Below are 14,552 nucleotides of genomic sequence, written 5' to 3' on the forward strand. Positions count from 1 at the left end.
ATCCCTAGCCGACATGATTTTGACCTTCAAAAAAATTCTCCGATTTTTATGGCCATTTGCAATAGGTATTATTATTGGGATTGTTGCTATCTGGTTTTACATTAATAAATTCAACGTTCAAACAAGCTTTTTATCACCACTTGGTTTAGATCCCCAGGTTTCAGCTACTAAAATCCCTTCTCAAAAACCAGTCATTGGTTTTTTACCCTATTGGAATTTAAAAACCGCTCAAATCCCTTACTATCTACTCGACTATATTGCTTACTTTAGTATTACTCTTGATTATGATGGGTCAATTCAAACCTTTACCGATCAAGGCGTAGACGTGGGTTGGTATAAATTGGAAAGCTCAGAACTGGCTCAAATATTTGACGAGGCTCATAAGCAAGATGTTAAAACCATGCTCGTTTTTACCTGTTTCAATAATGAGAATATTGATACGATTATTACCAATCCTGATTCCAAAAAAGCAGCTATAGAAAATATTGTCAGTACTGCTCAAAAATATCAAATTAATGCGGTCAATATTGATTTTGAATACAACACTGCTTATGACATTCTGGAAAACTCTTCGACAAAATATGCTCAGTTTCTAAAAGAGTTAAGAGAGCAACTTCCCAACACTGAGTTGTCTATTGATCTTTATGCTAATGCCTTTATTAAAACTACACCATATAACATTGCTGATTTGGCCCCCCAAGTTGATCAGCTGGTTTTGATGGGTTATGATTTTCACCAAGCTAGTTCGCCTAAGGCTGGTCCGGTAGCACCTATCAAAAATCCTGAAGGTAAAAGTATTTCTGAAGCCCTACAAGGAGTTTTAGATAAACAAGTAGATACTAACAAAGTTATTTTAGCCATGCCTTTTTATGGTTATGAATGGCAAACCACCAGTGATGAGTATCGATCTCCGACTTATCCTGGTAGTGGTGCCATGGCTTCATACAAACGGGTTCAGGAACTAATTGCTGATGAAGGTTTGGAAACTCAATGGGATCCTCAAACCTTAAGCCCCTGGCTTACCTATGAGGATGATGGCATTACTAAACAAATCTACTTTGAAAATGACCAATCGATTGCTTTAAAATTACAGTTAGTTGATCAAATGAATTTAGCTGGCGCTGCCATCTGGGCCCTGGGATATGAAGGCGAAGATGCTAGTGTTTGGCAAGTTGTTGAATCATGGCGTATTAGTAATCAAAGAAATTAAAAACTAACTAGCCAAAAGCTAGGAAGATAATCCTATGATTGTTGTCAATCTCAAAACCTATCAAGAAATTACGCAGCGCAATAGAGGAGTTGCCTTAGCTCAATCTGCTCAAGAAGTCTTTAAGCGGTATCAAATTCCGATTATGCTCTGTGTTCAAGCTACTGATATTAAAAAAACCACTGAAGCTACGTTTTTACCCGTGTTTGCCCAGCATATCGACCCTATTGAACCGGGCAAACATACTGGCTTTATTTCTCCTCTATCAGTTAAAGAAAATGGTGCCACCGGCACACTTATCAATCATAGCGAACATCGTATTGGGTTAGAAAATATTGAAAAAACCATCAGGATAGCTAAACAGTATAATTTACAAACTTTAGTTTGTGTCGAAAATGCTCAAGAAGGTAAACAGGTAGCTAAATTTGAACCAGATATGATTGCCCTGGAAGATCCGGTTTTAATTGGTGGCTCTGAGTCAATTGTTAACAATCCTGAAGGCAAAGCTAAGGTTGAAGAGTTTATTAAACTAAGATTAAAACCAAAGTGTTTGGTCGGAGCTGGAGTTAAAGACCAAAATGACATTCGAGTCTCACTACAACTCAAAGCTGCTGGCGTTTTACTGGCCTCAGGCGTGGCTTTAGCAGATAATCCTAAGGCAGTTTTAGAAGACTTAAGCCAAGGCTTTAAATGAATATAAAATATAGGTTATCATCCAAAGAAAAAGTAGATGAATTAAAAAAAATTGCAAACAATATTTGCTTATTTATAAATGAGATTAAAAATAATCAAAATCTGTCTCTAGTAAATTCTTTAGCAGTAGAATTAAGAAAATTGTTTGATGAAAAAAATCCAGGCAATAATCTTTTAGAACGTTTAGAAAATGATTTAAATATAAAGCTTAAATTCCCTGATAAAAAAACAAGGTTGCCTCCACAGACAACACATGTTTCAATTGACGACTATAAAAATAATTTAGTTTTTTCATCAAATGGAAGAGGTTTTACAAGAATAGAAATAATAAAAATACTAGCAGATAAAAAAGGTGCTCACTTGGATGATCAGCAAGATATAATTATTAAACAATCAGAAAAGATTTTTTTACCTTTTGGAAATCCTGCAAAAACAAAGCTGATATTAGAGCAAAACCATTATTATTTATTGGCAATTGCCATCACAACGATAAAAGTAATAAATGAACAAATTTTTAATAAATATTTATGAAACTTATTATTCAACGTGTCTCATCAGCTTCAGTTACTATTGATAACAAAGTTAAAAGCCAGATTGACTCTGGTTTACTCATCCTATTTGGGGCTAAAGAGGGCGATAATGAAAGTCAACTTGACTGGCTAGTTAATAAAGTTGTTAATCTGCGAATCTTCTCAGATAGTCAAGATAAAATGAATCTTTCTGTTGCTGATATCAAAGGTGAAATTTTAGTTGTTTCCCAATTTACTCTGTACGCTGATTGTCAGAAAGGTAATCGGCCTAGTTTTACAGGAGCTGCCAAGCCAGAAGTGGCACAGGAGCTGTATAATCTCTTTGTTAAAAAATTACAAGATTTGGGTATCCCAACTAAAACTGGTGAGTTTGGTGCCAAAATGGATGTTAGCCTTACTAATGATGGGCCTGTAACTATAATTTTAGAAAGCTAATATTTGGTGTCATTCTGAGGAACAAAGTGACGAAGAATCTTCAATATAGAAAAACAGATCCTTCTCTCTCAATAAGCTCGAGATCAGGATGACACAAAAATAAACTTTTATCTGTAATTTGATATTTGGAGCTTAATGTATGCTATATTTAGATCCTCTTTACGGCCGTCTAGAATTTTCAGATAAGCAGTTAGCTTTATTTCAAACCCCAGCTCTGACTCGGATTAGAGATGTTTCTCTATCAGCTGTGCCACCTTTGGCTACTGCCTCAGGCATGATCGGCTCTCGTTTTGAGCATTCTGTGGGAGTGGCTCATCTGGCTTCACTATTAGCAACAAAGTCTGATTTTCAAGTCCAGGCAACTAACCTATTTGTAGCCTGCTTATTTCACGATATCGGTAGCCCACCTTTTTCTCATATTTCTGAGATTTTGCTTGAGAAAATCAGTGGTCAAGATCATGAAGCATTTGCAGCGACTTTTTTTGAAAATAGCGAGACTGCTACAGCCATTAAAAACTTTGGAGCTGACCTAGATATGGTTTTAAAATTAATAACAGGTAAAGCTAAACCTTGGTCAGATTTGGTCAATGGTAGCATTGATTTGGATAACATTGATAATTCGCTGCGTTGGGGTTCAGCCATTGGGCTTTTTAGTCCCCAATTTTATGAGCCCGAAGAGCTGATCCAAGCTTTTTCTTTAAGCGGCAATGAGTTGCAGCTTAAACTAGAACACGAATCCCAAATTCAAAAATGGGAACTGTGCCGTCGTTTGGTTTATGATGTGGTTTATGATGATCTTAATTTAACCCCAGAAGTTATGCTCAAACGGGCGTTACAGTTTGCTTATGAGGCCGGTGAGCTTGATCAAGCTTTTTTTATGCTGACTGATTCTCAAGCCCTGTATGTGCTTGAACACCGCTGTAATTCTAAAACTCAGAACTTGATCAAAGATATGCGAGCCTGGCGTTTTTTCACACCAGTCACTCTAATTGAAGAAACAGATACCACTGCCTCAGATACGTTCAAAGATTTATGCCTTGATTGGGAAGAGAGTCAAAAAATTGCTGATATTATCGCTCACAGCCTTGATTTGCCTCGGGAAGCAGTAGCGGTTTATGCTGGCAAAGACAAAGGTTTTAAGCAGATTCACTTACCATTTATAGGTAAAGGTGATATAGTTCAAAGGCATCAACCCATTCAGGAGCTTAAGTGGCGTTTCAAGGTTTATGTTGATAAAAAGTACCATAGCAAAAATGAAGCTATCACTGAACTCACTCAAGCCTTGGTTCAAAATCCCTAGCTATACTAACAGATATTAGAATTGACATTTAGCAAACATAATGTTAGACTGCTAAATTATAATAAAAGAGTCTAATCTCTTATTTTCAAACTATATGGGCTTACTGGATAAACCAAGCAATGATCAAAAACCAAAACAGGCTCAAGACCTGGTTTTACCTATGGTTCCTCTTCGGGACGTGGTTATGTTTCCTCATTTAGAAATTGTCCTTTCCTTTGGTCGGGCCGGCTCTATCAAAGCCGTTGAACAGGCTTTTAAAACTAATAAGTTGATTTTCTTTGCTAGCCAAAAAAATGCCGGCATCAATGAACCGAAATTTGATGATCTTTACAAAATGGGAACAATCTGCCGGATTGAACGGCTTCTAAAAACTGGTGAAGAAGTCAATGCTTTGGTTAAAGGTTTGGATCGGGCTGAACTGTTAAGCGCCAATTTGCAAGGTGATTTTGGCATTGCCAAAATTAAACCTATCAAAGAAATTGAGACCAAAAATAGTCAGGCTGAGGCTTTAGCCAAACTTATTTCCAGCAATTTGAAAAAGCTGGTTAATATGGGTAAGCCGATTGATTTTCTAGTTTTTATGAAACTAATGTCTGGCGTTTCTCATGGTGAGCTGGCTGACCAAGTTGCTTCAGTTTTGGAAATTCCTACTAGCCAAAAACAAGAAATTTTAGAAATGATCACGGTGATGCCTCGGCTCAAAAAAGTCAGTGAATTAATCACCAAGGAAAGTAAGGTTTTGGAAATTGAACATTCAATTGCTAGCAAAACTCAAAAGAAGTTTGATAAATCTATGCGCGAGGCGGTTTTGCGCGAACGGATGAAAACCATTCAAAAAGAGCTTGGTGAAGCTAGTATTGATGAAGACGTGGATCCGGATATTAAAGAATTTAAGCAAAAAGTCGCTAAACTAAAAATGCCCCAAGAAGTCAAGGAAAAAGTCATTAAAGAGATTGACCGTTTGTCAAAAATGCACTCATATAATCCGGAAGCCAGCTATATTCGGACTTATTTGGAATGGATGACTGATTTGCCTTGGGGGAAATTTTCCCAAAATGGTAAAGACAATAAAAAAGCTGAAAAAGTTTTAGATCAGGATCATTACGGATTAGAGGAAGTTAAAGAACGGATTTTAGAGTATTTGGCAGTTATGGCTTTGAAAAAACAGCAAGCTCAATATTTTCCCAAAAACGCTCAAGGTATTAAAAACACCACTATTCTTTGTTTTGTTGGCCCTCCCGGGGTTGGTAAAACTTCCATTGGTAAATCAATCGCCAAAGCCTTAGGTCGTAAATTTATTAAAGTTTCCATTGGTGGTATTCGTGATGAAGCTGAAGTGCGCGGTCACCGCCGAACCTATGTTGGCGCTATGCCTGGCCGCATTGTTCAAGGTATTAAAGATGCAGGTGTAATGAATCCGGTTTTCATGCTGGATGAAATTGACAAAATTGGAGCTGATTTTCGGGGCGATCCTTCTTCAGCTTTATTAGAAGCTTTGGATCCTGAACAAAATACTGGCTTTTCTGATCACTATTTAGAAGTGCCATTTGATCTATCCAAGGTTTTATTTATAACTACAGCTAATGTGTTGGATACGATCCCACCCGCTTTACGTGACCGCTTAGAAATTATCCGCTTTTCTGGCTACACTGATGATGAAAAACACCAAATCGCCAAACGCTATTTGTTTGAAAAAACCCTCTATGGCTCTGGGCTTTTGAAAAAACAAGTCAGCCTTGCTCCTACTGCGATTGATCGAATTATCAGAGGTTATACTAAAGAAGCTGGAGTCCGTAATCTCGAACGGGCGCTTAATAAAATCATGCGCAAAATTTCCCGTGAGATTTTATCTGGCAAGAAAAAACAGCTTACTATTTCCACTAGCAATCTTCATAAATATTTGGGTCCACAAATGTTTTCGGATACGATTGCTGAAAATAAGGACGAGGTCGGTATTTCTACTGGTATGGCTTGGACTCAAGTTGGCGGCGATATTATGTTTATTGAAGTCGCTACTATGCCTGGCAAGGGCCGAATTTTGATTACTGGACAACTGGGCAGTGTCATGAAAGAGTCCTGTAGAGCTGCGCTTTCTTATCTACGTAGTCATTGGAAAGATATGGGCCTTAAAGCTGATTTGGGTGCCAAGTATGATTTCCATGTCCATGTCCCCGAAGGTGCAGTCCCTAAAGATGGGCCTTCAGCAGGGGTAGCTATAGTGACTGCTCTTTATTCAGCTGTGTCTGGTAAGAAAGTCCGTAAAGATGTAGCCATGACTGGCGAAATTACGCTGCGTGGTAAAGTTTTAGAAATTGGCGGTGTTAAAGAAAAACTTTTAGCTGCTCACCGCGCCGGTATTAAAACCGTTATCATTCCTAAAAATAATAAAAAGGATTTGGAGAAATTGCCAGACAAAGTCAAAAAAGATTTGGAAATTAAATTTAGTAACCGAATTGCCGATGTTTTAAAAGTGGCAATTGTAAATTAATTAAGCCCTTTTAAAACTAAAGTTGCTTCTTTTCCATCAAGTACAAAACCAGTTTTTTCCAGCAAAGCTCTTGCTGGTTGATTCTGCAATGAAACAGATGTGATTACCTGAAAATATTGTTGCTGTAGTGCATAATCAATAATTTGTTGATTTAATGCTTTAGCTCCTCCATGCCTTCGCTCTTCTGGAACAACAAAAATTAATGCGATTTGGAAAGTATTACTTCTAGCATGTGGGTCAGTATGGTCCATCTCTGTTCTTGTAAAAGGAAGTCCAATGCTAAATCCCACTATATCTCCTTGTTCATTTTTTAATAAAAAAAATACATATTTGTTTGATTCAAACAGTGTTTGACTTCCTTCTCTTACTTGTTCATTTGTCATTGAACTGCCCATTTCTGTACGCATTCTTTCATGGAGTTCTAAAAATCTGTTTTGAAAGGCAGATTTATTTTGACCAGTCAGAGTTTCAGTAAACATAAAAACTAAAGAGTTTTTTAAAACAAAATTGAAGATATTATATTTGAAAAAATTCTTTTTACAACCCAAACGGTCGCTTGCGGTTTTGTTTATAGAGATAAGCAATCACTACTTGCAGCGTAATAAAAGCTGGGATTGCCAAAACTGCTCCTACTACTCCTCCTAAAGATCCCCCAATCATCAGGCACATTAAAGTAATCAGCGGCGGTAGACCAATTGATTCTTTCATAACGATTGGGACGATCAAATTGTTTTCCAGTTGTTGGACCACGATATAAAGAACAATTGTTCCTAAAGCCAAGGGAAATGAATATGATAGTGCCAACAAAACCGAAGGAACCGCCGAGATAACCGGACCAATATTGGGTACAAGCTCCAAAAGTCCTGCCAGCAAAGCCAATGGCAAAGCATATGGAATTCCCAATAAAGTTAAACCAATATAAGTTAAAAGTCCCACAATAATCATTAAAGCTATCTCTCCTCTTACCCAACCACCCAAACGATGCTCAATATTAGTAATAAGCTCCTCAGCCTGCTTTTCACCATGACTATCACCAAAGAGAATTCGAAGGTATTTTCCCAATTTATTGCGCTCAATCATTATGTAAAACGTAATAGTAATCAACAAGAAAATATCAATAATATTAGAAAAAGCCCCTAAGAAAAAGTTAAACACATTGCCAGCATTACGAGTTAGAGATTCTATTTGGGAGGTAATTTCCTTTTCTGAAACATCAATTAAAGTCAGATTAGGAAGTTCTTTAGAAATAACTTTAGTCAAGACATTGGTCTGATCAGCAACCACTGGTACTAATCCAGACACAATAAGAGCAATAAAACCAATAACTAGTAAAAAAGTAATGACAATACCAATTAGTCTGGGAATTCTAATTTTTTCCAAATTCCTAACTAAAGAATTGAGAGCAGTTGCCAATACAAAAGCAATAAAAAACAGTAGTAAAACTCCTCTGATTTGGTATACCACCCATAAACCAATCAGGAAAAAAACTGTAAAAATAATGGTTCGATGTGAAATTTCAATTTTATCCATATTTAATTGATAGCTCTATCGCTTTATTGCTTACAGCTATTATTTAACCATTTTCTCATTTCTTGCTCTATCTGGTCAAGCCAGTCTTTTTGTGTTACATCAAACCATTTAATCTCTTTAATTTTAGCTTGCCCGCCTAATTGTTTTTTGTCAAAAAACTTTTGGTAGGTAAAAAATGTCATCTGCCGCTTAGCATATTGCAACTCATGTAAAGTCCACAATCTAATAGTTTCTTCAAGATTTTGTTTACCTTCAATGTATGGTCTAAAATCCCGATAGCCTATAGCTGACATGCTTGGTAAATCCCAGCTATAGCCTTGTTTCAATAGTTTTTTAACCTCATCTTCAGCTCCCTGTTTTATTCTTTCTTTAACCCGTTTTTTGATATTTTGCTCTAATTTTTCTTTATTAGTTTTTAATCCAATCCACAATAAATCGTAGTTTGGCAATTTGGAATTTGTAACTAATTTCGAATTATAATCTTGAACTTTGGAATTTGAAATTTCTATAGCCCGAATCAATCTTCTAGGATTATTTCGATCCGAATTATTCATTTGTTGCCATTTATTTTTATTCGATTTTTGAAGTCGTTTTTGAAGTTTATCAACCGAAAGTTGATCTAACTTTTTTCGCAATTTTCTGTTTATTGGGACTCCAATAGTTTGCGCTGGGTCTAGTAAATTTTTCAGATAAAAACCAGTCCCACCAACAATAATAGGTAATTTTTCTCTTTCCAAAATATTGGCAATAGTTTTTTGAGCAAAAGTCACAAAATGAGAAACATCAAATTCCTGATCAGGCCTAGCTAAATCTAAACCCCCAATTTTTTGCCTAGAATCAGTAGGCAAATCTTTCCCTGTCACAATATCCATTCCCTGATAGACTTGCCGCGAGTCAGCGCTGATGAGTTCGCCGTTATACTTCTTGGCTAAATCAAAAGCTAATTTGCTTTTACCAACAGCGGTTGGCCCGGAAATAATCAAGACTTTTTTATGTTTATGTAATATTTTACGCATAATATCAATCTGTATATTATAATACGTCAGAGTTAATTAGAATAATTATTTCAACAGTATGGAAAAATTGGTTAGAGATCGTATTCCCGAAATAATCTTAGCTGATCTAGAAATGCCAATTACTCATATTGCTAATGATGAAGAGTTTACAGAAGTTCTAAAAACCAAGCTACTTGAAGAAATTGAAGAGTTTATTGAAAAACCAAGTGCCGAGGAAGCAGCAGATATTATGGAGGTTTTATATGCAATTTTTGCTCTAAATGAATTTTATTTGGAAGAAATTAGAGAACTTGGCCAAAATTACTATATATCAGCAGATAGAGAAGTTTTAAAGTTTATGGCACATGAAAGAGCTGAAGATTTTTTAGAAAACCAAAATCTTAAAAAAGCTGCTAGTATTATACAATTTTTCTATACATTTTTTACTTCGGAGAACCTTGATTTAGAAGAAGTTGAAAAAGCTCGTCAGGCAAAAAGAGAGGAAAGAGGTGGTTTTGAAAAAAGAATTATTCTAGAAAGAATAGAATAAAATTACATTAAATAGTTTATGAACAAAAAGCAAGATTGGAAAAATCCTAAGGTTGATATTAGGAAAAGTTCAATTGAAGGTTTGGGGTTATTTGCTAAGACAAATATTAATTTGGGAGAAAAAATTATTATTTGGCGTGGAAACTATACCAATGCCTTTCAGGCAAAAAAGATGAAAAATGAAGGAAAATTAGTTATGCAGTGGGATGATGATCTTTATAGTGTTGAAGACAGAGGAAGTGATAAAGGGTATTTCATTAATCATTCTTGCAATCCAAATGTATGGATGCTAGATGCTTACACTTTGGTCACAAACCGACCAATAAAAACAGGAGAAGAACTAACAGTTGACTATGCCTTGTTTGAAGCTGATGAAAACTATATTTCTACATGGCAGTGTAAATGTGGCTCACCTTCATGCAGGGGAAAAGTTACCGGAAAAGACTGGAAATTGCCAAAATTACAAAAAAAGTATGAAGGTCATTTTTCCCCTCTTATCAATAAACGTATCAAAAAAATGAAAAATGAAGCTTAGTTTAAAAATAATTTCTATTTTCTGTTTATCAATTTATCCAAAACTTCCCATCGCCTTTTCTTCTCCAAATCATGGACATCATCCTGATAAAGCTTAGCCGAAACTGTTCCTGGCCTGGGACTATAACGATTGATATAAGCTAGATTAAAACCAATCTTTTTACAAAGTTCAACTGTATGCTTAAATTGTTCTTCGGTTTCTCCTGGAAAACCAACAATGATGTCAGTGGTAATTTTGACAACTGGAATTTTTTTTCTGATAGTTTTGACAAGCTCTAAATATTGTTTGGCTGTATAGCCCCGGTTCATCTTAGCTAAAATTTCATCATCACCGGATTGTAAGGCCAAATGAATTGTTCGGCTAATTTTAGGATTAGCTGCAATGCAGTCAATCAGCTGCCAATGGAAATCCCAAGGATTGGAAGATATAAACTCAACTTTTTTAATTCCCTCAATAGCACAAATTTTTTCTAAAAGCCTCACAAAGGGCGGCTTACCTTTAAAAGCTTTGTATTGACTTTGTGGCGAGGGCATTTTTCTATCTTCATCTAAACGTTTGCGCAAACTCATGCCAATTTTTTCCAGACCATAACTATTGACGTTTTGCCCCAAAAGCATAATCTCGCTAAAACCATCCTGAGCCAGTTTTTCTATTTCAGTAATAATATTTTTCATAGGCCGAGATTTTTCCCGGCCACGAGCCAGTGGCACTACACAATAGCTACAAAAACTATTACAACCGGTGGAAATAGGCACTAAGGCTTTAGTCTTGCTCTGTCTAATAGAAGGGGTGTTAAAACTAACTTCACTTATTGGTAAAAATTCATCAACTAGAGGGAGAATTTCATGAAGCTTTTCTTCACCATAATGCAACATGCAACCGGAAAGAATAAGTTTAGGTCGAGACTTTTTATTTTTATATTTTTGAGATAAATTGTGAACCAGACCCAAAACCCGATCTTCAGCTGATTTACGTACACTGCAGGTAACTAAAACAATTTCATCAGCTTCATCAGCGTTTTTTGCCAGTATATAACCACGGGATTCATAAACTCCAGCAATGCGCTGGGCATCAGCTTCATTCATCGCACAACCCCAAGTTTGGATAAAATACGTTTTAGGCATAGGTTTATATTTTAACCTACTTGTAAATAAACCTATATATTCTATTCTTTTAGAAATAAATAATTTTTCTAAAATTTCGTTATAAAAAAAACTTAATGAAAATGAGGTAAGTCAATCTTTAACAACCATTATGTTCTGAATAGTTGCCAGTTCCCGTATCAATAGAAAGGCTATACCCTCCACATCCCACATCTCCGCTACTAGCACTAAAAGCTATAAACCCTGCAAAAGCCAGGGCTTGACCAAATGTATATTTTCTCTCTCGACAAATTTCGGAAAATTTATTTTTCAATTCTATAGGATTTAAACCAGAAAATTGAGCAGTTGATGCTTCAAACTCCTGTCTTTCCTCTTCGTCGGCCATAAAAGTTTTAATCATTCCTGTAACAAAAACCTTTAATGCTTCTGCTTGAGAAATACCATTTCTTTTAGAACAATCATCAACTGTACCATTAATTGCTTTTATTAAAGCAATTAAACTAAATTCACCTTCTTTTTTATGTTTTTCAAAAGATCGTTCCCAACGTTGAGAACAACTTAACCCATTACAATCGACACATCTATTTGTAGGACCTCCCTTTTTCTCCCTATATATAGAGAGCAGATTGTCGATAGAAGGTCGAAAGCTAAATGATTGAGATTTGTCAGGATTTAAAACTTCTAACATAAATAGTCCTTATTTATTTTATTATAAGATAAATTATATCTTATAATTCTGATATGTCAACATTTTATATCTTTTTCCTAAAATAAAGTTTGGTCCTGATTTTTTTCTTTGAGCTGTTTGTTTTCCTCTCCTAATTCCAGACCTTTAATTTCTGGCATAGACGAGCCAACTACTCCCTACAAATTGTGGCCTAGCATTGGACATCAGCCTCGTTCATCGCACAACCCCAAGCTTGGATAAAATACGTTTTAGACATAGGTTTATATTTTACCTTATTATATAAATCATTTACTAAAAACTTGTGATATTTATTTTATATTGTATAATTAATAAATTTTTAAATTTACTGCTATAAATATATGAATGTAAGAGAATGCGGACTTGGACAGGATACTCATCATAGTATGATTCTAGCTGTCATGGCAGAGGTTTTAGATGAAGACACACAAACAGAAATGGAAGAATTATTATCTGAGATACTATCTGATTCCTGCGAAGCAACAAAGACATTTAATGGAACAGAATTAGATTTGAAAGTTTTTAGAGATAGATATTGCAAGGGTGATCAAAGTATCAGAGTTGTATCTATAAAACTAGGAGAAACAGAGTTTCAAATTCCCTTAATTCCTGTTAATTCTTTACGAAGAGCCTGTTTCCCAAAATTTTGTAGTTTAGATAATTCAGCTAATGGTAATCTTGAAGAAATCAATTCACAGCCAGGCATGCTTAAAAATGGTATCACATGGGTATTACAAAATTTAAGAGAATGGCAAAAAAGAGAAATAATAAGTTTTCCATTTTCCTAAAATAAAGTTTGGTCCTGATTTTTCTCTTTGAGCTGTTTGTTTTCCTCCCCTAGCTCTAACCCTTTAATTTCTGGCATAGAAGAACCGACTACACCCTGCAAATCGCCATACATGCCAGCCGTATTTAGCATCAATCGTTGAATTTGTTTTTCCCGCTGCTGCCAGGATTTTTCAAAAGCTACTCGCTCTTTAATTACCTGAGTTTGCATTTCAGAAAAAACTTCGACCAAGGCTTCTACTTTTTGCCGAAACTCATGGGAAGAAATATAGTCAAAGAGTAGTTCTGATTTTTTACCTTTACCGGCGGAAATAGCCCGTTCATAAGCCACAGCCAATAAATTTTGGCGTAAAGCCATTGCTAGTTGCACTGCCAAAACTGGAGTTACTACCCAAATACCCTTATATTTGGCAAAACCTTCAATATCCTTTGGTAAAATTGTAGTGACTAAAACCGGTATATTGGCTTTGGCAGCCCGCAGATCATCTTTAAATTTGCTTACCCAAGCTTCAGTCCAATGTTTAGTTCGCTTACTTTCCCATAAAATTACTCCACATAAACTACCTGAGTTATTATGTACAGTTTGAATAATATCGGCTCCGGAAACTCCTTTACCTACCGGCTCAATCAGGTCATGAGGGAAATTTTCTTGCAGACTTTTTTCCAGATCAAGTTCCAACACTTCTCCCTGATTTTGTTGCGAGCCTTGTTGGGCTCGACGTTTAGCCTCTTCTAGTTGTTTAAGTAAATCATTAATAGTTTTTTCTTTTTCCAAATCTTTTAGCCTATGCTGCTCACCTACTTGTTTACCAATTTCTTCTTCGAGTTTCTGCCGCTGCTGCTGCAGTTTTTTATCAAGTTCCAACCGTTCTCTTCTCCGCTCCTCTTCCAATTCCCGCATTTTTTTACGTTCAGCTAAGATTTGCTCTTCCATTTCTTTTTTACGCTTATCATCTTCAGAGGTTTTTTCTTTGAGTTCTTTTAGTTCTAAATCATATTTTTCTGCCATTTTTTCTTCAGCTTTTTCCTGAGCTTGCGACCACAACTGAGCTTTAAGCTTCTTTTCCAGTTCAGCTTTTTCTTGAACCATGGCTTCTTTATTAGCTTCGATCTGATTCTGCAAAGCTTCGATTTGTTTTTTAAATTTGACTTCACTCTCTGCCTGCAAATGCTTAGTCAAGGCTTCAGTAATAGTAATTTGTTCCCCGCAGTGAGGGCATTTAATTTGATCTGGCATAATGCTTTGTCACCCTGTGCAAAATCGAAGGATCTTCTCAAAAAGATTCCTGCCTGCCGACAGGCAGGTCTCGACAAGCTCGAAATGACACAGTTTATTTTATTTGCAATCTATCCCCAATCTGAACTTGATATTTTTCAGCCGGTAGTTCAAATATATGCTGCCATGCTGGATTCCAAAACAGCAAGCTATTTGGTTTAAAATTGGCAACAATCTTTCGAACAGTCAACTGGTCATCACATACTAACACAAATAGCGGATATGTCATCCCAAAACTATGGATCCCAAACCTGCTTGTAAAATACAAAGCTTCTCCTTTTTTCTTACCAATTAAACCTCTGGTTTTGGTCAACAAATCTTTAGCTTGAATCAGATTGCTAACCAATATTTGTTTTTGGCTTATATTCTGAACTTGCATACCTCTTAATTTATTAGTTCCAGTATACTAAAATAGATAT

General features: G+C 35.9%; 16 protein-coding genes. 9 read left to right on the top strand and 7 right to left on the bottom strand.

Going from position 1 to position 14,552, the window contains the following annotated elements:
• The first annotated feature begins 13 nt into the window (after window positions 1-13).
• The 6 genes from GYA49_05785 (at window position 14) to lon (ending at window position 6,653) form a co-directional block, all read left to right on the top strand.
• Entirely contained in the window at window positions 14-1,210 is a 1,197-nt protein-coding gene (locus GYA49_05785) for a hypothetical protein (GenBank protein ID NMC36526.1), read from the top strand.
• Window positions 1,211-1,244: 34 nt separating this feature from the next.
• Window positions 1,245-1,901, top strand: coding sequence for a triose-phosphate isomerase (locus GYA49_05790; GenBank protein ID NMC36527.1), 657 nt, complete (start codon window positions 1,245-1,247; stop codon window positions 1,899-1,901).
• Window positions 1,898-2,431 carry a hypothetical protein gene (locus GYA49_05795; GenBank protein ID NMC36528.1) on the top strand — a complete coding sequence of 178 codons (534 nt, stop codon included), beginning with the start codon at window positions 1,898-1,900 and terminating at the stop codon, window positions 2,429-2,431. Before GYA49_05790 ends, GYA49_05795 begins: the two co-directional genes overlap by 4 nt.
• Window positions 2,428-2,865 (top strand): D-tyrosyl-tRNA(Tyr) deacylase, encoded by a 438-nt coding sequence (locus tag GYA49_05800; protein NMC36529.1) that lies wholly within the window; start codon window positions 2,428-2,430, stop codon window positions 2,863-2,865. The genes GYA49_05795 and GYA49_05800 overlap by 4 nt, the downstream gene beginning before the upstream one ends.
• A 139-nt stretch (window positions 2,866-3,004) precedes the next feature.
• Entirely contained in the window at window positions 3,005-4,165 is a 1,161-nt protein-coding gene (locus GYA49_05805; protein ID NMC36530.1) for an HD domain-containing protein, read from the top strand.
• A 94-nt stretch (window positions 4,166-4,259) separates the two neighbouring features.
• The gene (gene lon / locus GYA49_05810) at window positions 4,260-6,653 is read left to right on the top strand and encodes an endopeptidase La (protein ID NMC36531.1); all 2,394 of its coding nucleotides are present in this window, start codon (window positions 4,260-4,262) and stop codon (window positions 6,651-6,653) included.
• Here lon and GYA49_05815 read toward each other — a convergent pair.
• Genes GYA49_05815 through miaA form a run of 3 tightly spaced genes read right to left on the bottom strand, consistent with a single transcriptional unit; the run spans window position 6,650 to window position 9,199 of the window.
• Window positions 6,650-7,132, bottom strand: a complete 483-nt coding sequence (locus GYA49_05815; protein ID NMC36532.1) for a GNAT family N-acetyltransferase — start codon at window positions 7,130-7,132, stop codon at window positions 6,650-6,652. The two genes, lon and GYA49_05815, sit on opposite strands and share 4 nt — an antisense overlap.
• 58 nt (window positions 7,133-7,190) lie before the next feature.
• Entirely contained in the window at window positions 7,191-8,183 is a 993-nt protein-coding gene (locus GYA49_05820) for an AI-2E family transporter (protein NMC36533.1), read from the bottom strand.
• A 23-nt stretch (window positions 8,184-8,206) separates the two neighbouring features.
• Window positions 8,207-9,199, bottom strand: a complete 993-nt coding sequence (miaA, locus tag GYA49_05825) for a tRNA (adenosine(37)-N6)-dimethylallyltransferase MiaA (GenBank protein NMC36534.1) — start codon at window positions 9,197-9,199, stop codon at window positions 8,207-8,209.
• Between the two features lie 58 nt (window positions 9,200-9,257).
• On the opposite strand from miaA, the gene GYA49_05830 reads away from it, so the two are divergent.
• Both GYA49_05830 and GYA49_05835 read left to right on the top strand, forming a co-directional pair.
• A complete protein-coding gene (locus GYA49_05830; GenBank protein NMC36535.1) occupies window positions 9,258-9,728 on the top strand; it encodes a hypothetical protein in 471 nt (156 codons plus the stop codon).
• Window positions 9,729-9,746: 18 nt separating this feature from the next.
• On the top strand, window positions 9,747-10,262 hold the full coding sequence (locus tag GYA49_05835) for an SET domain-containing protein (protein ID NMC36536.1): 516 nt from the start codon (window positions 9,747-9,749) through the stop codon (window positions 10,260-10,262).
• Window positions 10,263-10,276: 14 nt separating this feature from the next.
• On the opposite strand, the gene GYA49_05840 is transcribed toward GYA49_05835, so the two are convergent.
• Entirely contained in the window at window positions 10,277-11,386 is a 1,110-nt protein-coding gene (locus tag GYA49_05840) for a MiaB/RimO family radical SAM methylthiotransferase (GenBank protein ID NMC36537.1), read from the bottom strand.
• Between the two features lie 118 nt (window positions 11,387-11,504).
• A complete protein-coding gene (locus GYA49_05845; protein ID NMC36538.1) occupies window positions 11,505-12,053 on the bottom strand; it encodes a hypothetical protein in 549 nt (182 codons plus the stop codon).
• A 359-nt stretch (window positions 12,054-12,412) separates the two neighbouring features.
• Between GYA49_05845 and GYA49_05850 the strand changes: the two genes are divergently transcribed.
• Entirely contained in the window at window positions 12,413-12,859 is a 447-nt protein-coding gene (locus GYA49_05850) for a hypothetical protein (protein NMC36539.1), read from the top strand.
• On the opposite strand, the gene GYA49_05855 is transcribed toward GYA49_05850, so the two are convergent.
• Both GYA49_05855 and GYA49_05860 read right to left on the bottom strand, forming a co-directional pair.
• Window positions 12,856-14,094 carry a DUF2130 domain-containing protein gene (locus tag GYA49_05855; GenBank protein ID NMC36540.1) on the bottom strand — a complete coding sequence of 413 codons (1,239 nt, stop codon included), beginning with the start codon at window positions 14,092-14,094 and terminating at the stop codon, window positions 12,856-12,858. The two genes, GYA49_05850 and GYA49_05855, sit on opposite strands and share 4 nt — an antisense overlap.
• Window positions 14,095-14,188: 94 nt before the next feature.
• Window positions 14,189-14,512, bottom strand: a complete 324-nt coding sequence (locus GYA49_05860; GenBank protein NMC36541.1) for a DUF192 domain-containing protein — start codon at window positions 14,510-14,512, stop codon at window positions 14,189-14,191.
• Between the last annotated feature and the right edge of the window lie 40 nt (window positions 14,513-14,552).

It is taken from the genome of Candidatus Beckwithbacteria bacterium, from assembly GCA_012797845.1.
Classification (GTDB): Bacteria; Patescibacteriota; Microgenomatia; order UBA1400; family UBA1449; genus JAAZOH01.